The following is a 19,601-nucleotide window of genomic DNA, read 5'->3' as shown; positions in this document are numbered from 1 at the left end:
GACATGTTTGCCGGAAAAGGAAAGACGTTGTCACCGGTATCATGGGCAAAGCCCGACAATTTTCCTGTGGGAGGATTTCGCCATGTCCCTGAGCCTGCTAGCGCCGCTGATGTTCGTTTCGGCGCCCGCCGTCATAGTTGAGGCGGAACCGCAGATGCCGCGCGCGTCGAAAATCATGGCCGACACCCGCCGCGTCGCCGACTGGCAGCTCGCCAATCGCAGCAATTGGGCGGCGATGCCGGCGGCGCACAAGAGCATCCGGAACCCGCGCGATTGGCAACAAGCGACCTTCTGGGTTGCGCTGACCGAATTGGCCGAGCGCGACGGGGGCTATGCCAAACCTCTGCTCGATCTTGGTCGCGAGCAGGCATGGAAGCCCGGCGACAAGCCCTTTCACGCCGACGACCAGCTGATCGCACAGGCATGGATATGGGCCGCGAAAAATGGTGGCGGAAAGGCCGCGCTTGCTCCCGCGCGCGCCTATTTCGACCATGTGCTCGCCAACCGGCCGCGCGGTCGGGCTGGAGTTCGTGCTTCCTGCGTCGGGCAAGGGAACGTCGGACTGCACCGATCGCTGGTGCTGGTGCGATGCGCTGTTCATGGCGCCACCAACGATGCTTCGCCTCGCCAAGGCGACCGGAGACAAGCGCTACGCCGATTTCGTACACGAGGAATGGAAGGCAACGACCGCCTATCTGTTCGATCCGTCGGAAAATCTCTATTTCCGCGACAGCCGGTTCTTCGACATGCGCGACGCCAAGGGCCGCAAGCTGTTCTGGAGCCGCGGCAACGGCTGGATCATGGGCGGACTCGTCCGCGTCCTGCAACTGCTCGACAGGACGGATCCACAGCGCCCCTATTATGAAAAGCTGTTCAAGGACATGGCGGCGAAGCTGGTGACGCTGCAGAAGACCGACGGCTATTGGCCTGCCTCGCTGCTCGACAGCGACCCCGGCACGCCGCCAGAGTCGAGCGGCACCGCCTTCTTCACCTATGCCTTTGCGTGGGGGGTCGGCAACGGCTTGCTCGACCGCGACGTTTATGAACCCGCCGCCGTGCGCGGCTGGGCCGCCCTGGGCCGCGCCATCCAGCCCGATGGCATGCTCGGCTGGGTGCAACAGGTCGGCGACCGGCCTGACAGCGTTTCGGCGACCGAGACGCAATTCTATGGCAGCGGGGCCTATGTGCTGGCGGGGACGGCCATGTACGACCTTGCGCGCAAACGTGGGCGGTATTGAGAGTGCGCCACCGGTCAGCGCGTGGAGAGTGCAAGGCGCCCGGACGCGGCGGGCACCAACGACGTGATGTACAAGGGCGGCTATGGCAGCATCTCCGGGGTGTCGCGCCGCGGGACGAAATATTTCTTCGGGTTCCGGGTCCGCCTGTGATCCGCCCACGCTTCCGGCCGGGCCAGCAAATCCTCCGGCTGGTTCTGGCCGTCGCCGTCGCGGCCGCCGCCGCCGCCGCCGCGCCATCAGCGGTGGCGGCTTTTTCCGGCGCCGTGTGCCGCGGTGAAGACGGCTATGCCGATGCCTTCGGCGGGCGGCGGACCTTTGCGCTCCGGCCCGACGACCTGATGGCGATCAAGGCGGCGCTGCCGGGCGATCCCGTCGTCGCGGCGGCCTATCGCGATCTGATCGCTGCGGCGGACCGCGCGCTGGCGACGAAGCCCGGCTCGGTGATGGACAAGCGCAGCATCCCGGTGTCGGGCGACCGGCACGACTATGTCAGCCTAGCGCGTTATTGGTGGCCCGATCCCGCCAACCCTGGGGGCGCCTATGTCCGCCGCGATGGGCAGACGAACCCGGAGATCGAAACCAACCGCTTCGATCGCAGCGCGCTCAGCCGCATGGCGCGCGAAACCGACACGCTGGCGCTCGCCTATCATTACAGCGGCGACGCCCGATACGCGGCACGGGCTGCGGCCGGGATCCGCGCCTGGTTCCTCGATCCGGCGACCGCGATGAACCCGCACATGAACTATGCGCAGGCGGTGCCGGGCGTCGCTGAAGGACGGCCCGAGGGCGTGCTCGATGGCGCGAGCTTCATCGCGGTGATCGACGCGGCCGGATTGCTTGCGCCCTCGGGGGCGCTGACCCCCGCCGAAGTCGCCGCGCTGGAGAGCTGGTTCTCGCGCTATGTGGACTGGATGCGCACGAGCGCGAATGGAAAGGCCGAGGCGAGGGCTGCCAATAATCATGGCATTTGGTACGATGCGCAACTGGCGCGCTTCGCGCTGTTCGCAAGACGCCCCGATGTCGCGCGCGCGGTGGTCGCGGCCTTCCCGAAGTCGCGGATCGAGAAACAGGTCGATACGTCAGGCGCCTTGCCCGCCGAGCTGACACGCACGCGCAGCTTTCATTATTCGCTCTACGCGCTGGAGGCGGCCTATGTGCTTGCCGACAGTGCGCGATGTCTCGGCGTCGATCTCTATGGCTTTGAGGGGACGAAAGGGCGGTCGCTGCGCAAGGCGACCGACTTTGTTGCCGCCTATCGCGGGCGGAGCGCCGACTGGCCGCACAAGGAGATGGGCTGGCCTGCGGACCTGCTCGACGAGCTGTTGCTCCGCGCCGACGGTATCTGGGGGCCCGGTGCCTATCCGCTCGCGGCGAGGGGGGATATCGTACTGCGTTACCGGTTGCGATAGGGGAGGGCGATGATCGCGCGTCGTTCCCTGTTGATCGCTATGCTGCTCGCCGGGCTCGGCGGCGGCGATGGCGCGTGGGGGGAGGCTCGATATCGCCGCGATCGAGCGTGCGCGGGTGATGCCGCGCGCGCTGGCGCTGCTGAGCGCCGCGCCGCGCACCATCGCCGCCATCCCCGCGCCGCGTAGCCCGGGCGGGCCGCACGATTATTATTCGGAAGGCGATTATTGGTGGCCCGATCCGGCGAACCCCGGCGGCCCCTATGTGCGCCGCGACGGCCGGTCGAACCCCGGCAAGTTCGACGGGCACCGCGACGCGCTGATCGCCTTCGGGCGGACGGTGCCGATGCTGGCGGCGGCCTGGCGGCTCAGCGGCGACGCGCGCTTCGCCGCGGCGGCGATGCGGCATCTGGAGGCGTGGTTCGTCGACCCCGCGACGCGGATGAACCCGAATTTGAACCATGCGCAGGCGATCATCGGGGTGAACGGCGGACGCGCGATCGGGGTGATCGACACGTTGCAGATCGTCGAGGTCGCGCGTGCCGCGCAATGCTTCGCCGAACGCGAAGCGCCGGGCTATGCGGCGATCCGGCCCGAGGTCGAACGCTGGTTCGCAGCCTATCTCGACTGGCTGCTCACCTCGCCCTTCGGGATTGAGGAGCGCGACCAGAAGAACAATCACGGCACCTGCTGGCTGCTCCAGGCGGCCAGCTTCGCGGCGCTGCTCGGCCGCAAGCAGGTGCTGGAGGATGCGGAAACGCGGCTGAAGACGGTTGTCATTCCGACCCAGATCGAGCCCGACGGGCGCCAGCCGCTCGAACTCGCGCGCACCAAGCCCTATGCCTATGCGCTGTTCAATCTCGATGTGCTTGCCGCGACGGCGTGGCTGCTGGGCGAGGGCGAGCTTGTAAGGTGGAAGACGCAAGACAGTCGGTCGATCGCCGCCGCGATCGACTGGATGGCACCCTATATCGCCGACAAGACGGCGTGGCCCTTGCCGCCCGACATCGAATATCGGGACGGCTTTCCGGTGCGCCAGCCGAGCCTGCTGTTCGGCGGCCTGGCGCAGGACCGAGGTGACTGGCTGGCGCTGTGGCAGCGACTCGATGCCGATCCGACGACGGCGGAGGTCGTGCGCAATTTTCCGGTGAGGCAACCTGTGCTTTGGCTGGCCGACGGAAATCTCGACCGTTTGTCAGGTCATTAGCGCAATAGCGCGCGGAAAGCGGTTGTCATACAATTCCCCCTTGACAGGGACGGTTCCAGATTCAATCATAACTGACACCGGTTACCAAGATCGGCGCACGAGAATGTGATAATCAAAACGCCACCTTTCCCGGCCACGGGATCGAGCGGCGAGGGAGGGAGATGTGACATGGCAATCCGGGCGACGCGCAATATGGATTTTCTGATCAGGCTGGCGGGCGGGGTTTCGCTCGCCGCGCTCGCGATGTCGCCTGCTTTTGCGCAGGACACGGCGGGTGCGCCGCCCGCCGAGGACGAGATCGTCGTCAGCGGTATCCGCGCCTCGCTCGAACAGGCGGCCGAGATCAAGCGCGACGCCGACCAGGTCGTCGACGTCATCACCGCGGAGGATGTCGGCAAGCTTCCCGACGCCAATGTCGCCGAGGCGCTGCAGCGCGTAACCGGTGTCCAGATCACCCGCGTCTTCGGCGAGGGCCAGTCGGTGTCGGTGCGCGGCCTGCAGCAGGTGCGTGTCGAGGTCGATGGCCGCACGCTGCTCGGCTGGTCGGCGCGCCTGTCGCCGCCCGAGAACGACCAACTCGGCCGCTCGTCGGGGCTCGACTCGGTCCCGTCCAGTCTGTTCGGCCGCCTCGAAGTCCGCAAATCGCCGCTCGCCAGCCAGGCCGAGGGGGGACTTGGCGGCACGGTCAATCTCGTCACGCCGAAGCCGCTGTCGTTCAAGAAGCCGACCGCCTCGCTGCGCGTTCAGGGCGTCTATTCGGAGAATAGCGACAAGTTCGAACCCGCGATCACGGGTTTCGCGACGACCAAATTCGCCGACGGCCGCATCGGTGTCATGCTGGCAGGCGAATATCAGAAACGCACCTCGACCACCCAGACCTTCGAGCGCAACAATTTCCTCAACCGCACCTATACCGGGACCGACGGCGGCGTCTTCCCGACCCCGGTGCTGTTGCAGTACGAGCAGTTCACCGTCGACCGCTCGCGGCTCGGGCTCAACGGCGCGATCCAGTTCGAGGTGACCCCCGAATTCACCATCACCGCCGACGCGCTCTATTCGAAACTCAAGACCGGGCGCCGCCAGGATTTCTTCTCCTTCCGCCTGCCCACCGGCAGCAATCCGGTCACCAACCGCGTCGTCGAGGACGGCATGGTCGTCGCGGGCAACGCCAATGGCACGGTCACCACCGCGGGACAGATCCGCAACGAGCCGACCGAAAGCTTCCTCTATGGTCTCAACGGCAAATATGAGGGCGACAACGGGCTGACGATCGAGGCCGACGGCTATTACAGCAAGGGGACGATCGACCAGACGATCCAGATCATCACCTTGCAGGCGGCCGCCGCGGTCCCCGGCGCCTTCGATTTTCGCGACCAGACGATCCCGTCGCTGACGCTGGGCGGCACATTCGATCCGACCAATTATGCGTCCTACAATCCGGCGGGCAACGGCGTGCGCAGCAACCGGCTGATCGGGCTGCTCGAGGAATGGACCGGCAAGCTCGACGTGCGTTACGAGACCGCGGGCGGGATCACGATTTCGGCGGGCGCACGCTACACCGACCTCCACGCGCGCTCCAACGCCTTCCGCAGCCAGGTGACGCCGACGCGCACCGAAATCGAGCCCTATCTGCAACTGATCGACATGGGCGATTTCCTGTCCGACATCGGCGGCACCTTCCCGCGCAGCTTCCTCAGCACCGCGCCGACCTTCGACTATGTCTTCACCCGCGCACAGGCGGCCGAACCCAATCCCGACCCCAACGGCCTGTCGACGCTGCTGCCGAACCTCCAGCGCGACTATGACTTCAGCGAAAAGACGCTGGCCGGCTATCTGATGGTGTCGGGCGAGGGCGAGATCGCGGGCATTCCGTACAAGGCCAACGCCGGGGTGCGCATCGCCTCGACGCGCCTGTCGGTCGACAGCTACGTCAATGTCGGGACGGTCAGCACGCTGCGCAACGACAAGAACCGCTATACCAATGTGTTGCCCAGCGCGAATATCGCCTTCAACGTCACCGACGATTTCCTCGTCCGCATGTCGGCGTCGCAGACGATGCAGCGCGCGTCGATCGCCGACCTCGCGCCATCGACCTTCTTCAACGCGACCAACCTGTCGGTGACCGGCGGCAATGTGAATCTCGAACCGCCGATCTCGACCCAGGCCGATATCAGCTTCGAATATTATACGGGCAAGAGCTCGCTGATTTCGGGCGCCTTTTTCTACAAGGACGTCAAGAATTTCATCGCCAGCTTCGTGACCACCGGGGTCGATACCACGCTCGATCCGCAGGGCCGCGAACTCGTCTTCTCGCGCCCCGAAAATCTGTCGAGCGCCAGGATCAAGGGGTTCGAGGTCGGCGTGCAGCAATTCTTCGACTTCCTGCCGTCGCCTTTCGACGGGCTCGGCATCATCGCCAACTACACCTATTCGGACTCGGAGGATGCCGCGGGTTTCCCGCTCGTTGCGGTGTCGAAGAACAGCTACAACCTCGTCGGCCTGTTCGAGAAGGGACCCGTCTCGGCGCGCATCGCCTATAATTACCGCGACGAGGCGGTGTTCGAATTTTCCGAAGGCCGCCCGAGCTTCGTCGGTTCGCGCTCGCAGCTCGACGCCCAGCTCGGTTTCGACCTCACCAAGAATTTCGCGCTGTCGCTGCAGGCACAGAATCTGATGCCCAGGAAGTCGGCGACGAGCGAATATAGTGTCAACGAGGTTGCGCTGAACAGCTATGCCCTGTCCGAACGCCGCTTCTCGGTCGGGCTGCGCGCCAAATTCTGATCCTCGGGCGCGGGGCGGCGGTCTATCCACTGGCGCCGCCCCGCTGCCGGGTCCGGCCAAGATGAGGAAATGCCTTTATGATGCCGTTTAGCCGGGACCGCTGCGCCCTCGGTCTGATGCTGTCGGTTGCCGTGACGGCGACCCTGCCCGCGCTGGCGAAGTCGCCGGTGCTCCCGAAAATCCTGTCGGATCGCGCGACGATGACCGCGAACCCGCTGCCCGATTATTCCTATGCCGGCTATGGCTTCGGCCTCATGCCGATCCCCGACGACGCGGGCACGGTGGTCGACGTCACCACCTATGGCGTGATTCCCGACGACGGGCTCGACGACAGCAAGGCCGTGCTGCGCGCGATCGAGGCTGCGAACGCGGTACAGGGGCGCGTGACGCTGCGTTTCCCCAAGGGGCGCACGCAGATCACCGAAGTGCTGCGCATCACGCGCAGCGACATCGTCCTCGACGGCGCGGGCGCCGGTCCGGGGGGCAGCGAACTGTGGTTCCCGCGCCCGCTGAAGCTCATCGACCAGAGCCATGATTATGACGAGCTGCGCGCCTATCTCGTCCGCGAGAAAAAGCAGCAGGTCGAGCCCGAGCATAATATCGACTATCTGTTCACCGAATATAGCTGGGCCGGCGGGATGATCCTGGTCGCACCCCCGGCAGTCGCCCAGTCTCCTACGACAGCAGCAGGGATGTCCGCGATCCGGTGCTGGCGAACGGTGTTTCGGGCAGGCAGTTCGGCCGCGATTTGACCGTCGAAGACGCCACGAAGCTGCACGTCGGCGATGTCGTCCAGCTGCAATGGTTTTCGGTCGATGGCCCCGACAGCAAGATATTGAAATCGCTCTATGGCGATACCGACCTGCCGATCGGCTCGCACCACTGGACCTCGCCGAACCGCCCGGTCGTCGTGCAATCGACGCGCGTCGCGGCGATCCGCGGCAAGCGCGTGACGCTGGGCGACCCGCTGCTGCATGACGTACGCACCGACCAGCCAGCGGTGGTGGCGCAATGGCAGCATCTGACCCGCGTCGGCATCCAGAATCTGCGTTTGCAATTTCCCGAGGCGCCGTCCTTCGGCCACCATCTCGAACAGGGCTATAACGGCATCTACATGACCGGCGTGTTCGACGGCTGGATCCGCAATCTCGTCATCGACCGGTCGGACAGCGGCATATTGACCGACAATGCGGCCAGCCTGACGATCGCCGATGTGACGACGACCGGCGATCGCCGCGCCCATTATTCGGTGCATGTCGGCGCGGTGCACAATGTGCTGGTCGAGGGGCTGCGGGTCGAAAATCCGGTGATCCATCCGCTCAGCGTCAATACCCGCTCGACGCGGTCGGTGTTCCTGCGCTCGGACGTGGCGCAGGACGCGGTCATCGACCAGCATAGCGGGTCGAACCACCAGAATCTGTTCGACCAGATCGTCCTGCACATCGACCCGAAACAGACGAATGGCGAATGGGCATACCAATTGTGGGTCGGCGGCGGTGCGCCCTATTGGAAGCCGGGGCACGGCCTGTACAACACGCTGTGGAACGCACGGCTGGCGATGTCCGAAACCGTGCCCGCCGACGCGACGGTGGCGATCTCCAGCGGGCTCGAAGGGCCGGGTGAGCGCATCGTCGGGCTCCACGCTAACCGCAGGATCGCCATCAGCTACACCCCCGCGTCCTATGTCGAGGCGACCGGACAGGCAGTGGAGGCGGTGCCATCGCTCTACGACTGGCAACTGGCGCGCCGCCGTCGATGACGGGCATGGACGCGGTGAGCGAATGCGAGAGGATCGCGCGGGCCTTCCTGGCGGCGCGGGCGGCGGGAACGGCGCTGGCGGCCTATCCGGGCGCAATGCCCGCGACGATGGCCGAGGCCTATGCGATCCAGGACGCCGCGATCGCGCGCGACGGACGCCGGATCGGCGGCTGGAAAGTCGGCCGGATCGCGCCGGAACTGGTCGGACATTATGGCGACAACCGGATCGCCGGGCCGATCTTCGCGGACGAGATCGCACGGGATGGCGCGGCGATGCCGGTTTATGCCGGCGGTTTCGCCGCGGCGGAGGCCGAGCTGCTGCTGCGCTTTGGTGACGTGGGCGATCGCGAGCATGATATCGACACGGTGCGGGACTGCATCACCGAGGTGCGCGTGGGCATCGAGATCGCCAGCTCGCCCTTTGCCGGCATCAACCGGCATGGCCCCGCGGTCACCGCATCGGACTATGGCAATAACAAGGGCCTCGTACTCGGCCCGCCGATCGCCGACTGGCGCGATCTTGACCTGATCGCGATGCCGGTCGAATTGCGTATCGACGGCAAACCGGTCGGCGCCGCGACTATGGAGACAATGCTCGACGGCCCCTTCGGGTCGGCCTTGTTCCTGATACGCACCTTGCGGCGGCGCCGCATCGCGATTGCGCCGGGGACCTGGGTATCGGCGGGCGCGATCACCGGGGTGCATCCCATCCGGCCGGGTGAGCGCGCCGAGGCCCTGTTCGATGGCCGTATCAGCGTCGGCTGCAGGATTACGCCCTAGCCTGCTTCGCGATCCACCTTCAACTTGACACCGGTTACCTTGACTCTTAGCAAGGTGCCATCATCATCAGCGAGGATGCCCCCGATGTTCGACAAGACCTATTACGCCACCCATCCGGTGATGATGGAGGAGGTGTCGAACGCCGAACTGCGCGACCGCTACCTGATCCGGAACCTGTTCCGCACCGGCGAGTGCGTCCTCAACTATACCCACGCCGACCGCTTCGTGATCGGCGGAGTCGCCGTCGGTTCGGCGCCGGTTACGCTGCCGGCGCAGACCGAGCCGCCATCGGCGGCCTAGCCATCCGTTCCTCGAGCGCCGCGAACTCGCGATCGTCAACGTATCGGCGGTGGAGGGCACCGTCACCGTCGACGGCGAGAGTTTCACGCTCGGCAACAAGGACTGCCTCTATGTGACGATGGGCGCGACCGACGTCGAATTTGCGGGCGAGGGCGCGCGTTATTATCTGGCGTCGTGCCCGGCGCACAAGACGTTCACGACGCGCAAGCTGGGCATTGCCGATGCCAATGCGCTCGACCGCGGCAGCCTTGCCGAGTCGAACGAGCGGACGATCTATCAGCTCGTCATTCCGGGCGTGTGCGACAGCGCGCAACTCGTCATGGGGCTGACCGTGCTCAAGGAAGGCAGCGTCTGGAACACCATGCCGCCTCACATCCACGAGCGCCGCAGCGAGATTTATTTCTATTTCGAACTCGACAATGTCGAGACCGACCGCGTGATGCACTTCATGGGCGAGGGCGGGGCAACCCGCCACATCGTGATGCAGAATGAGGAAGCGGTGATTTCGCCGCCCTGGTCGATCCATATGGGCGCGGGCACGAAGTCCTATGCCTTCATCTGGGCGATGGCGGGCGAGAACCAGGACTATACCGACATGAACGTCCTCGACATCTGCCAGCTGTCCTGATGGCGCGCCTGTTCGACCTTTCGGGCAAGGTTGCTCTCGTCACCGGCGCCAACACCGGCATCGGGCAGGGCATCGCGCTCGCGCTCGCCGGGGCGGGGGCGGATATCGCCGCCGCCGGGCGCTCGCCCGCGACCGAGACGGTCGGGAAGGTGGAGGTGCTCGGCCGCAAGGCGGCGGATTTCACCGCCGACCTGTCAAGCGTCGCGGCGGTGCAGCCGCTGGTCGATGCGGTGCTGGACGAGTTCGGCCGCATCGACATCCTCGTCAACAATGCCGGCATCATCCGCCGCGCCGACGCGGTCGATTTCACCGAAGCGGATTGGGATGCGGTGATCGACACCAATCTCAAGACGCTCTTTTTCCTCTGCCAGGCGGCCGGGCGCCACATGATCGCGCGCGGGTCGGGCAAGATCATCAACATCGCCTCGTTGCTGACCTTTCAGGGCGGCATTCGCGTGCCGAGCTATACCGCGTCGAAATCGGGCGTCGGCGGCCTCACCAAGCTGCTCGCGAACGAATGGGCGGCGAAGGGCGTGCAGGTCAATGCGATCGCGCCCGGCTATATCGCGACGAACAACACCGCCGCGCTGCAGTCGGACGAGACGCGCAACCGCCAGATCATGGAGCGCATTCCCGCGGGCCGCTGGGGTGATCCCGCCGACATCGGCGGCGCGGCGGTGTTCCTCGCCTCGGCGGCGTCGGACTATGTGCAGGGCCATATCCTCGCGGTCGACGGCGGCTGGCTCGCGCGATAATAGGATATCCGAAGGCCGTTCGTGCTGAGCTTGTCGAAGCACCGTTCTTCCTTTTGCGGCGTTGAAGAAAGAACAGCCCTTCGACAAGCTCAGGGCGAACGGAGTTGGGGATGGCGCAAGGTAGATTGGTCTTTTTCGGCGAATTGCTGATCCGCATGACCGCGCCGGGCAACGAGCTGCTGATGCAGTCGCCCGCCCTGTCGCTCCATGTCGGCGGGGCAGAGGCGAATGTCGCGGTTGGCCTCGCGCATCTCGGCCATGATTGCGCGATGGTCGGCAAGGTTCCTTCCCATGCTCTGGGCCGCGGAGCCGTGGCGGCGGTGCGCGGCGCGGGCGTCGATTGCACCGCCGTCACCCCCCATCCGGGGCGGATGGGGCTCTATTTCCTTAGCGTCGGCGCAGGGCTGCGCGCGTCCGAAATCGTCTATGACCGCGCCGGATCGAGTTTCGCGGCGAGCGGGGTGGACGATTATGACTGGGACGCGCTGCTGACCGGCGCCCGCCTGCTCCACCTGTCGGGCATCACCCCCGCGCTCGGGCCGCGCTCCGCCGAAGCCGCGCTGGCGGCGGCGCGCGCGGCGAAGCGGCTCGGCGTGCCGGTCAGCTTCGACGGCAATTACCGCGCGATGCTGTGGGAGGCGTGGGAGAGCGACCCGCGCGCGATCCTGTCCGAACTGATCGGGCTTGCCGACATTCTCTTCGGCAACCACCGCGACCTGTCGCTGGTGCTCGGCCGCGAGTTTTCGGGCGAAGGCGAGAACCGGCGGCGCGAGGCCGCCGAGGCGGGATTCACCGCATTCCCCGGCCTGAAGCTGATCGCCTCGACGGCGCGGCACGTACTGACTGCCGATCATCACCGCATCGCGGCGCGGATCGACCTGCGCGACGCCCGTCACCAGACCGCCGAGGTCGACGTCACCGGCATCGTTGATCGCATCGGCGCGGGCGACGCCTTCGCCGCCGGGGTGCTGCACGCGCATCTGACTGGCGGCGATGCATGCGCGATGGCCGAAACCGGCCTCGCGCTCACCTGCCTCAAACACAGCTTGCCCGGAGATGCGAGCCGCTTTAGCCAGGCGGATATCGACGCATTTCACGGGGGAGGGCTCGATGTCCGGCGGTGAGCCGTTCAGTCGTCGTTTGCTGCTCGGCGGGGCGGCGGGATTGGCCATGCTGTCCTATGCCGCGCCCTCATGGGCGGTCCCGGCCTCCTCGACGGTGACCGCCGCCGACGGCGCCTATCGCAGCAAGCCCCGGCAAGAGAATGCGCTGGCCTGGGCCTCGGCCTATCTCGGCATTCGCTACGCGCGCGCCGAACGGTTCCGGGCACCCGTGGCTGTGCCGGCGGCAGAGCAGCCCTATTGGGAGCAGGGGCAATTCGGTCCAGCCTGTCCGCAGGCCGGTGATCGCTATCGGCCGCAATCCGAGGACTGCCTGTTCCTCAACGTCTGGACGCCGACGACCGCGACCAAAAAGCCGCGACCGGTGATGGTCTATTTCCATGGCGGCGCCTATTCGTCGGGCAGCGTCACCGACCCGCTCAACGACGGCGCGAGGCTGGCGGCGCAGGGCGATGTCGTGGTGGTGACCGTCAATCACCGCCTCAACGCGCTCGGCTATCTCTATCTGCCCGAGCGGTTCCCGGACAGCGGCAACGCCGGACAGCTCGACCTGATCGTCGCGCTCCAATGGGTGCGGCGGAACATCGCGGCCTTCGGCGGCAATCCCGGCAACGTCACCCTGTTCGGCCAGTCGGGCGGCGGGGCGAAGATCGCGACGCTGATGGCGATGCCCGAAGCGGCGGGGCTGTTCCACAAGGCGATCACGATGAGCGGGCAGCAGGTCACCGCCTCGGGTCCGCTCAACGCGGCGAAACGCGCGCAGGCGTTCCTCGACAAGCTGGGCAAGGGCGTCGATCCCGCGACCGCACCGGTCGAGCAACTCGTCGCGGCGCTGTCGGCGACCGACCCGATCATCGGCGGCAACGTCTATATGGGGCCGGTGCTCGACATGAAGCATCTGACGCGCCACCCCTTCTGGCCCGATCCGGCGCCGCAGTCGCGGACCATCCCGATGATGCTCGGCAACACGGTGATGGAAACGCGCGCCTTCTACTCCGCCGACGGCCAGCAGCTTGCGGGGCTGACCCACGACAATCTTGCGGCGCGCATCGGTCCCGAAATGCGCGTCGATATCGACCCCGCCTGGGTCGCCTAGCCAGTTTCGCGCGCGTTATCCCGGCGCGCAGCCGCTCGAGCTGTTCCACCGCATCGTCACCGCCGCACGCAGTTGGCGCGGGCAGGTCGAGGAGGCCGAGGCGCGCGCACGGGCAGGGGCGCCAGCCTTCGTCTACCAACTCGACTATATGGACGCGAAACATGCCGACGACATCGCGCTCGTCTTCGGCACCGGCCCCGACCAGTCGACGTGCAAACGCGAGGTGAGCGCGCGGATGATGGATGCCTTTGCCCGCTTCGCGAAAACGGGCAATCCGGGCTGGCCCGCCTATGAACTAAAGCGCCGCCGCACGATGATCTTCGACGCCTATGCGCGCGTCGAGGACGATCCGCGTGCATGGGAACGCGAACTGTTCGCGCGCGTGCCCTATATCCAGCCGGGGTCATAGACGGGGTTTCGGGCGCCCGGTTTCAGCCCTGGCATCGCCCATCCCGTCGCCGGTTAGCGGCTGGGCGGCGCGACCGATTGCCGCTCGACGAAGGTGGAGGCCATGACATTCGCCTCGTCGGAGGATTTTGCACCGATATCCAGGAAATCGGGCACCAGGATGCGCGCGGCGCGCACCCCCATTTCGCGGATCGGCCAGCGCACCGTGCTGAGCGCGGGCCAGATATGCGTCGCGGTCGGGCTGTCGTCGAAGCCGATGATCGACAGGTCGGCGGGCACGGCGATGCCCTTGCCATAGGCCACGCTCATGACGCCTGCGGCCATCTCGTCGTTCGAGCAGAAGATCGCGGTCGGCGGTTCGGCGAGCGAAAGCAGCGCTTCGCCCGCTTCGATCCCCGCGGCATAGCGATAATTGCCCGGCGCCGAATAGCCGGCGGGCAGCGTTAGTCCGGCCTTGGACAAGGCTTCGTGAAATCCCCTTTCGCGCTCGGCGGCCGACCGGAAGCCGACCGGGCCGCGCACGAATCCGATCCGGCGGTGGCCGAGTTCGACCAGCTTGCCCACCGCCTCGGCCACGACTTCGCGATCGTTCGACGACACGCAGTGCCGCGCGTCGTCGAGCGGCGCCGAACCGACGCGAACATAGCGGACCCCCAGATTCTCGCACAGCGCGGCGAGATCGTCATTCTCCGAAATCGGCGGCAGCAGCATCGCGCCGATCGGCCGCTGCTTTTCCAGAAAGACGCGGACGTCGTCGAGCAGCCGGTCCGAGCCGCGGTCGACCGGCCGGACGAGCAGCGCGAGATCGCTGTCCTTGATCGCGTCGAGCACGCCCTGCTGGAAATTGAGCACCGTCTGCGCGTTCGGATTGTCGTGGAGCAGCGCGATCAGGAAGTTGCGGCGAAATGCCAGCGCCCGCGCCTGCGGGTTCGGCACGAAACCGAGCATCTTGATCGCCTGTTCGACCGCCTGGCGCGTCTTGTCGGTGATGAATTCGGACCGGTTGATGACCCGGCTGACGGTTTTTTTCGAAACAGCCGGCGAGGGCCGCGACATCGTTGATCGTCGGTTGCTTGCCGCTTTTTTCCCGCGTGCGTGGCGCCATGCGTGTTTCACTTTTCCTGTGCATGCCCGGTCGGTCCGGCACGCCTGTTTCCTGATGCGCTTCGACCGTCACAAAATCAACCGCGCTGATGGCTAACCGCTTGCCTTTGACACCGGTGTCTCCTACAGGAATTTCCGGATGAGGGAAATGACAAAGATGCTGGCAACGAGCGAACGAGAAGCCATAGCCAAGGCGTTTCTGACCGCGCGCGCGACAAAGACACCGATTACCCGCTATCCCGGCCCCATGCCGCAGGGACTGACCGATGCCTATGCGATACAGGATATGGCGATCGCGTTCGACGGGCGTCCCGTCGGCGGCTGGAAGGTCGGCCGCATCGCCGACGATCTGGTCGAGCGTTTCGGCGGCCAGCGCATCACGGGGCCGATCTTCACCGACGAGATCGTCGATGCCGCCGCAGCGGTTCGGTGCCGGCGATGCCCGTCTATGGCGGGGGCTTCGCCGCCGCCGAGGCCGAAGTGCTGCTGTGTTTCGGCGAGGTGGGCACCCGCGACTACGACATCCATTCGGTCCGCGACGCGATCACCGAGGTGCGCACCGGCATCGAGATCGCAAGCTCGCCTTTTGCCGGGATCAACATGCACGGCCCGGCGGTCACCGTGTCGGACTATGGCAACAACAAGGGCCTCGTGCTCGGCCCGCGCATCGACGGGTGGCGGGGCGCCGATCTGGTCGCGCTGCCGGTCGAATTCCGCATCGACGGCGCGTTCGTCGGCGCCGCGACGATGGAGACGATGCTCGACGGACCCTTCGGTTCGGCCCTGTTTCTGATCGACATCTTGCGCACGCGCGGCATCGCGATCCCGCCCGGCACCTGGGTGTCGGCGGGGGCGATCACCGGAGTGCATGAAATCCGCCCCGGCCAGCGTGCCGAGGCGCTGTTCGACGGAAAAATCCGCGTCAGCTGCACGATCACAGGCTAGAACGGCCGATAAGGGAGAGAATGATGGCACAGGCAATCGCGGACGACCGGACGGGGCCGCCCGTGCCCCGCGCGGGACGCTATCGCTGGCTGATCGTCGCGCTGTTGTTCGCGGCGACCACGGTCAATTATATCGACCGCACCATGCTCGGCCTGCTCGCGCCGACGCTCGGCGGCGACCTTGGCTGGACCGAGAATGACTATGGCAACATCGTCACCGCCTTTCAGGCGGCCTATGCGCTGGGCTTCCTGCTCATGGGCTGGCTGATCGACCGCTTCGGTCCCAAGGTCGGCTATGCGATCGCCATCGCGATCTGGACCGTCGGGCATGTCGCGCACGGCTTCGCCTCGTCGGTCGTTTCCTTCATGATGGCGCGCGTCGTGCTGGGCGTGGGGGAGGCGGGGCATTTCCCGTCGGTCGTGCGCGCGTCGAGCGAGTGGTTCCCGCAAAAGGAACGCTCCTATGCGATCGGCTGGGTCAACAGCGCGACGACGATCGGGGTGATCCTGACCGCGCCGACGATCGCGCTGTTCATGCGCATCCTCGGTTTCGACTGGCGCGAAACCTTTATCTTCACCGGCGCCTTCGGGGTGATCCTGCTGCTGCTCTGGCTCTGGCTCTACAGCAATCCGCGCGAAAGCGGGAAGGTGGGCGAGGCCGAACTCGCGTGGATCGAGCATGACCCGCCCGAGAAGGTCGAACGCCTCGGCTGGGGCGCGATCGTCACCAAGCGCGAGGCCTGGGCCTTTGCGATCGGCAAATTCCTGACCGATCCGGTCTGGTTCCTGATGCTCTTCTGGCTGCCCAAATATTTCAGCACCACCTATGACGTCGATCTGAAGGTCGTGCTGCTGCCGATGATCGTCATGTATCTGCTCTCCGACGTCGGCAGCATCCTCGGCGGCTGGGTGTCGTCGAAGCTGATCCAGCGCGGCCGCAGCGTCAATTTCGCGCGCAAGGCGACGATGCTCGGCGCGGGCTGCTGCGTGCTGCCGCTGCTGATCGTCACCGGGCTCGACAATATGTGGCTCGCGGTGATGCTGATCGGCATCGCGCTGGCGGGGCATCAGGCCTTCTCCTCGACGATCCTGTCGATCCCGCCCGACATGTTCCCGAAACGCGCGGTCGGTTCGGTGATCGGGCTCGGCGGCTTCATGGGCGGCGTCGGCGGCATGATCATGGCCAAGTCGACGGGGCTGGTACTCGACGCGACGAAGGGCAATTACACCCTCATCTTCGCCGCCTGCACGACGGTCTATTTCCTCGCCGTGCTGGCGATCCACCTGCTCAGCCCGCGCCTCGCGCCGGTTACCGTGGAAAGCAAGGCCTGAACCCATGCCGCGTCCGCTTGCCCTCTCCCCCGACCGCCTCTTTCCCTCCGATCCGGTGCAGCGCGCCATCGCGCGGCGGCTCTATGCGGAGGTGGCTAGGCCTGCCGATCATCAGCCCGCACGGGCACACCGATCCGGCTTGGTTCGCGGGCAACGCGCCCTTCGGCAATGCGGCCGAACTGCTGCTCCACCCCGACCATTATATATTCCGGATGCTCTATTCGCAGGGCGTCTCGCTGGGTGCGCTCGGCATCCGCAATCCGGACGCTGACCCGCGCGAGAGCTGGCGGCTGTTCGCGCAGAACTATCATCTCTTCCGCGGCACCCCGACGCGGATGTGGATGGACTGGGTGTTCGCAGAGGTGTTCGGCCTCGACGTCCGGTTCGAGGCGGAAACGTCGGACCTCTATTACGACCGCATCACCGGGGCGCTGGCGACCGACGCTTTCCGCCCGCGCGCCTTGTTCGACCGCTTCGGCATCGAGGCGATCGCGACGACCGAAAGCCCGCTCGACACGCTGGAGCATCACGGCGTCATCCGTGCCGCCAATGCTAGCGGCGAATGGGGCGGGCGCGTCATCACCGCCTATCGCCCCGACCCGGTCGTCGACCCCGAGTTCGAGGGCTTCCGCGACAACCTCAGGCGCTTCTCCGAGCTGTCGGGCGAGGATGCGTTCGGCTATGCGGGCTATCTCGCCGCGCACCGCAATCGGCGGGCCTTCTTCGCCGCGATGGGCGCGACCTCGACCGATCACGGCCATCCGACCGCCGCCACCGCCGATCTCTCCGACGCCGAGGCCGAAGCCCTCTTCGCGCGCGTCACCGGCGAGGAGGCCAGTGCCGCCGATGCCGAGCTGTTCCGCGCGCATATGCTCACCGTCATGGCGGGGATGAGCCTCGAAGATGGCCTCGTCATGCAGATACATCCCGGCGCTTTCCGCAACCACAACCCCTGGCTGTTCGAGACCTATGGCCGCGACAAGGGGGCGGATATTCCGATGGCGACGGACTATGTCCATGCGCTGCGCCCGCTGCTCGGCAAATATGGCAATGAGACCGCGCTGACGATCATCCTCTTCACGCTCGACGAGACGAGCTATGCGCGCGAACTCGCGCCGCTCGCGGGCCATTATCCGGCGCTGAGGCTCGGCCCCGCCTGGTGGTTCCACGACAGCCCCGAAGGGATGCGGCGGTTCAGAAGCCAGATGACCGAGACCGCGGGTTTCTACAATAGTGTCGGTTTCAATGACGATACGCGCGCCTTCCTGTCGATTCCCGCGCGCCACGACGTCGCGCGGCGCATCGACTGCGGCTTTCTGGCGCAGCTTGTCGCCGAACACCGGCTGGAGGAATGGGAGGCCGCCGACCTCGCCGCCGACCTCGGCTACAATCTCGCCAAGGCCGCGTACAAGCTGTGAGGCTGTCCGCGCAAACGCCGCTCCCGGCGTCGGTTCAGGCGCCGGGCTACGACCGCGATGCCCAGGCGGCGGGCATCGTCCATATCGGCATCGGCGCCTTCCACCGCGCGCATCAGGCGGTCTACACCGACGACGCGATGGGAGCGGGCGACCGCGACTGGGGCATCACCGGCGTATCGCTGCGCTCGGGCGACGTCGCGGCGCGGCTGAACCCGCAGGACGGGCTCTATACGGTGAGCGCCCGCAGCGCGGGCGGAACCCGCCTCCGTCTCGTCGGCGCCGTGCGGCGGGTGCTGGTAGCGGCGGACGATCCCCGCGCGGTGATCGACACCATCGCCGCGCCGGCGACGCAGATCGTCAGCTTCACGGTCACCGAAAAGGGCTATCTGCGCGCCGCCGATGGGTCGCTCGACCTCGACGCCGCGAAGGGCGCGTCGAGCCTCTATCGCCTTGTCGGGGCGGCGCTTGCTGCGCGCAAGGCGGCGGGCCGGTCCGGCCTGACCCTGCTCAGTTGCGACAATCTGGCGAACAATGGCGTGGTGCTGCGCCGCCTGATGCGCCAATATCTCGCGGCGGAACATCCCGGTCTCGTCGGCTGGTTCGATGCGCATTGCCGCTGCCCCGCGACGATGGTCGACCGCATCGTTCCCGCGACGACCGATGCCGATCGCGCGACCGTCGAAACGATCCTCGGCGCGCGCGACGAGGGGGCGGTGGTCACCGAAGCTTTCAGCCAGTGGGTGATCGAGGATGATTTCGTCGACCCGCGCCCGCGCTGGGAGGCGGGCGGGGCGCAATGGGTGACCGATGTCGCGCCCTATGAGACCGCCAAGCTGCGGATGCTCAACGGCGCCCATTCGGCGCTTGCCTACATCGGGCTGGGGAGGGGGCACGAATTCGTTCACCAGGCGATTGCCGACCCTGCCATCCGCCCGCTCATCGAAAGGCTGATGCGCGACGAAGCCGCGCCGACGATCGACGCCGCGCCGGGGCAGGACCTTGCCGCCTATGCCGACGCCTTGCTCGACCGCTTCGCCAACCCCGCGCTCGCTCACCGGCTGATCCAGATCGCGATGGACGGCAGCCAGAAAATCCCGCAGCGATGGCTAGAAACGCTCGCCTGGCACCAGCGGCGCGGTGCGCGCTGCCCGGTATTGCTTGCGGCGATCGACGCCTGGATCGCCTTTCTGCGCGATGACCTCCATCCGGTCGACGACCCGCTCGCCGACCGCCTGCGCGCCGTTGCAGCAGGGCCCGATGCCGTCGCCGCGCTGTTCGGTCCCCGCGGTGTCATACCCTCCCCGTGGGTCCCCCTACCAAAGTAG

At 66.4% G+C, this 19,601-nt stretch carries 16 protein-coding genes and 3 pseudogenes; 16 read left to right on the top strand and 3 right to left on the bottom strand.

Annotation, left to right across the window (positions count from 1 at the left end; genetic code table 11):
- Positions 1-97: 97 nt before the first annotated feature.
- Positions 98-493, bottom strand: a complete 396-nt coding sequence (locus N0A20_RS10885; RefSeq protein WP_260580441.1) for a hypothetical protein — start codon at positions 491-493, stop codon at positions 98-100.
- Here N0A20_RS10885 and N0A20_RS10880 point away from each other — a divergent pair.
- The 12 genes and pseudogenes from N0A20_RS10880 to N0A20_RS10825 all read left to right on the top strand — a co-directional run bounded on the left by N0A20_RS10880 (position 492) and on the right by N0A20_RS10825 (position 13,479).
- Positions 492-1,238, top strand: coding sequence for a glycoside hydrolase family 105 protein (locus N0A20_RS10880; RefSeq protein ID WP_260580440.1), 747 nt, complete (start codon positions 492-494; stop codon positions 1,236-1,238). The two genes, N0A20_RS10885 and N0A20_RS10880, sit on opposite strands and share 2 nt — an antisense overlap.
- Before the next feature lie 21 nt (positions 1,239-1,259).
- Entirely contained in the window at positions 1,260-1,388 is a 129-nt protein-coding gene (locus N0A20_RS10875; protein WP_260580439.1) for a hypothetical protein, read from the top strand.
- Complete coding sequence (locus N0A20_RS10870) at positions 1,385-2,647, top strand: alginate lyase family protein (RefSeq protein WP_260580438.1); 1,263 nt, start codon at positions 1,385-1,387, stop codon at positions 2,645-2,647. Before N0A20_RS10875 ends, N0A20_RS10870 begins: the two co-directional genes overlap by 4 nt.
- A gap of 67 nt (positions 2,648-2,714) precedes the next feature.
- The gene (locus tag N0A20_RS10865) at positions 2,715-3,851 is read left to right on the top strand and encodes an alginate lyase family protein (RefSeq protein WP_260580437.1); all 1,137 of its coding nucleotides are present in this window, start codon (positions 2,715-2,717) and stop codon (positions 3,849-3,851) included.
- Between the two features lie 168 nt (positions 3,852-4,019).
- Entirely contained in the window at positions 4,020-6,632 is a 2,613-nt protein-coding gene (locus N0A20_RS10860) for a TonB-dependent receptor (protein WP_260580436.1), read from the top strand.
- 77 nt (positions 6,633-6,709) lie between these two features.
- Complete coding sequence (locus N0A20_RS10855) at positions 6,710-7,384, top strand: glycoside hydrolase family 55 protein (protein WP_260580435.1); 675 nt, start codon at positions 6,710-6,712, stop codon at positions 7,382-7,384.
- Positions 7,381-8,391: a hypothetical protein gene (locus N0A20_RS10850; RefSeq protein WP_260580434.1), complete on the top strand. Its 1,011-nt coding sequence runs from the start codon at positions 7,381-7,383 to the stop codon at positions 8,389-8,391. The genes N0A20_RS10855 and N0A20_RS10850 overlap by 4 nt, the downstream gene beginning before the upstream one ends.
- Positions 8,388-9,170 carry a 2-keto-4-pentenoate hydratase gene (locus N0A20_RS10845; RefSeq protein WP_312846526.1) on the top strand — a complete coding sequence of 261 codons (783 nt, stop codon included), beginning with the start codon at positions 8,388-8,390 and terminating at the stop codon, positions 9,168-9,170. The genes N0A20_RS10850 and N0A20_RS10845 overlap by 4 nt, the downstream gene beginning before the upstream one ends.
- Before the next feature lie 84 nt (positions 9,171-9,254).
- Positions 9,255-10,098 (top strand): annotated as a pseudogene (kduI, locus tag N0A20_RS10840) (5-dehydro-4-deoxy-D-glucuronate isomerase).
- Complete coding sequence (kduD, locus tag N0A20_RS10835; protein WP_260580433.1) at positions 10,098-10,853, top strand: 2-dehydro-3-deoxy-D-gluconate 5-dehydrogenase KduD; 756 nt, start codon at positions 10,098-10,100, stop codon at positions 10,851-10,853. Before kduI ends, kduD begins: the two are co-directional and overlap by 1 nt.
- Positions 10,854-10,963: 110 nt before the next feature.
- Positions 10,964-11,977 carry a sugar kinase gene (locus tag N0A20_RS10830; protein ID WP_260580432.1) on the top strand — a complete coding sequence of 338 codons (1,014 nt, stop codon included), beginning with the start codon at positions 10,964-10,966 and terminating at the stop codon, positions 11,975-11,977.
- A pseudogene (locus N0A20_RS10825) lies at positions 11,964-13,479 on the top strand (carboxylesterase/lipase family protein). The gene N0A20_RS10830 and the pseudogene N0A20_RS10825 overlap by 14 nt, the downstream one beginning before the upstream one ends.
- Before the next feature lie 53 nt (positions 13,480-13,532).
- On the opposite strand, the gene N0A20_RS10820 reads toward N0A20_RS10825, so the two are convergent.
- Both N0A20_RS10820 and N0A20_RS20145 read right to left on the bottom strand, forming a co-directional pair.
- The gene (locus tag N0A20_RS10820; protein WP_312846525.1) at positions 13,533-14,534 is read right to left on the bottom strand and encodes a LacI family DNA-binding transcriptional regulator; all 1,002 of its coding nucleotides are present in this window, start codon (positions 14,532-14,534) and stop codon (positions 13,533-13,535) included.
- A gap of 318 nt (positions 14,535-14,852) precedes the next feature.
- Positions 14,853-14,978, bottom strand: a complete 126-nt coding sequence (locus N0A20_RS20145) for a hypothetical protein (RefSeq protein WP_312846524.1) — start codon at positions 14,976-14,978, stop codon at positions 14,853-14,855.
- Positions 14,979-15,011: 33 nt separating this feature from the next.
- Between N0A20_RS20145 and N0A20_RS10815 the strand changes: the two genes are divergently transcribed.
- The 4 genes and pseudogenes from N0A20_RS10815 (at position 15,012) to N0A20_RS10800 (ending at position 19,601) form a co-directional block, all read left to right on the top strand.
- Positions 15,012-15,527, top strand: coding sequence for a hypothetical protein (locus tag N0A20_RS10815; RefSeq protein ID WP_312846523.1), 516 nt, complete (start codon positions 15,012-15,014; stop codon positions 15,525-15,527).
- 23 nt (positions 15,528-15,550) lie between these two features.
- Positions 15,551-16,858 carry an MFS transporter gene (locus N0A20_RS10810; protein ID WP_260580431.1) on the top strand — a complete coding sequence of 436 codons (1,308 nt, stop codon included), beginning with the start codon at positions 15,551-15,553 and terminating at the stop codon, positions 16,856-16,858.
- Between the two features lie 4 nt (positions 16,859-16,862).
- Positions 16,863-18,276, top strand: a pseudogene (gene uxaC / locus N0A20_RS10805) (glucuronate isomerase).
- A complete protein-coding gene (locus N0A20_RS10800; protein WP_260580430.1) occupies positions 18,273-19,601 on the top strand; it encodes a mannitol dehydrogenase family protein in 1,329 nt (442 codons plus the stop codon). The pseudogene uxaC and the gene N0A20_RS10800 overlap by 4 nt, the downstream one beginning before the upstream one ends.

Origin of the sequence: Sphingopyxis sp. PET50 (assembly GCF_025244705.1) — a bacterium.
Lineage (GTDB): Bacteria > Pseudomonadota > Alphaproteobacteria > Sphingomonadales > Sphingomonadaceae > Sphingopyxis.
This window is presented reverse-complemented; position numbering and strand designations above follow the sequence as displayed.

Excerpts from the sequence above, each read along its gene's own strand:
- N0A20_RS10880 (WP_260580440.1), top strand. The coding sequence starts at position 492 with ATGTGCTCGCCAACCGGCCGCGCGGTCGGGCTGGAGTTCGTGCTTCCT.
- N0A20_RS10885 (WP_260580441.1), bottom strand. The coding sequence starts at position 493 with ATGGTCGAAATAGGCGCGCGCGGGAGCAAGCGCGGCCTTTCCGCCACC.
- N0A20_RS10865 (WP_260580437.1), top strand. The coding sequence starts at position 2,715 with ATGGCGCGTGGGGGGAGGCTCGATATCGCCGCGATCGAGCGTGCGCGG.
- N0A20_RS10860 (WP_260580436.1), top strand. The coding sequence starts at position 4,020 with ATGGCAATCCGGGCGACGCGCAATATGGATTTTCTGATCAGGCTGGCG.
- N0A20_RS10855 (WP_260580435.1), top strand. The coding sequence starts at position 6,710 with ATGATGCCGTTTAGCCGGGACCGCTGCGCCCTCGGTCTGATGCTGTCG.
- N0A20_RS10845 (WP_312846526.1), top strand. The coding sequence starts at position 8,388 with ATGACGGGCATGGACGCGGTGAGCGAATGCGAGAGGATCGCGCGGGCC.
- kduD (WP_260580433.1), top strand. The coding sequence starts at position 10,098 with ATGGCGCGCCTGTTCGACCTTTCGGGCAAGGTTGCTCTCGTCACCGGC.
- N0A20_RS10830 (WP_260580432.1), top strand. The coding sequence starts at position 10,964 with ATGGCGCAAGGTAGATTGGTCTTTTTCGGCGAATTGCTGATCCGCATG.
- N0A20_RS10820 (WP_312846525.1), bottom strand. The coding sequence starts at position 14,534 with ATGTCGCGGCCCTCGCCGGCTGTTTCGAAAAAAACCGTCAGCCGGGTC.
- N0A20_RS10810 (WP_260580431.1), top strand. The coding sequence starts at position 15,551 with ATGGCACAGGCAATCGCGGACGACCGGACGGGGCCGCCCGTGCCCCGC.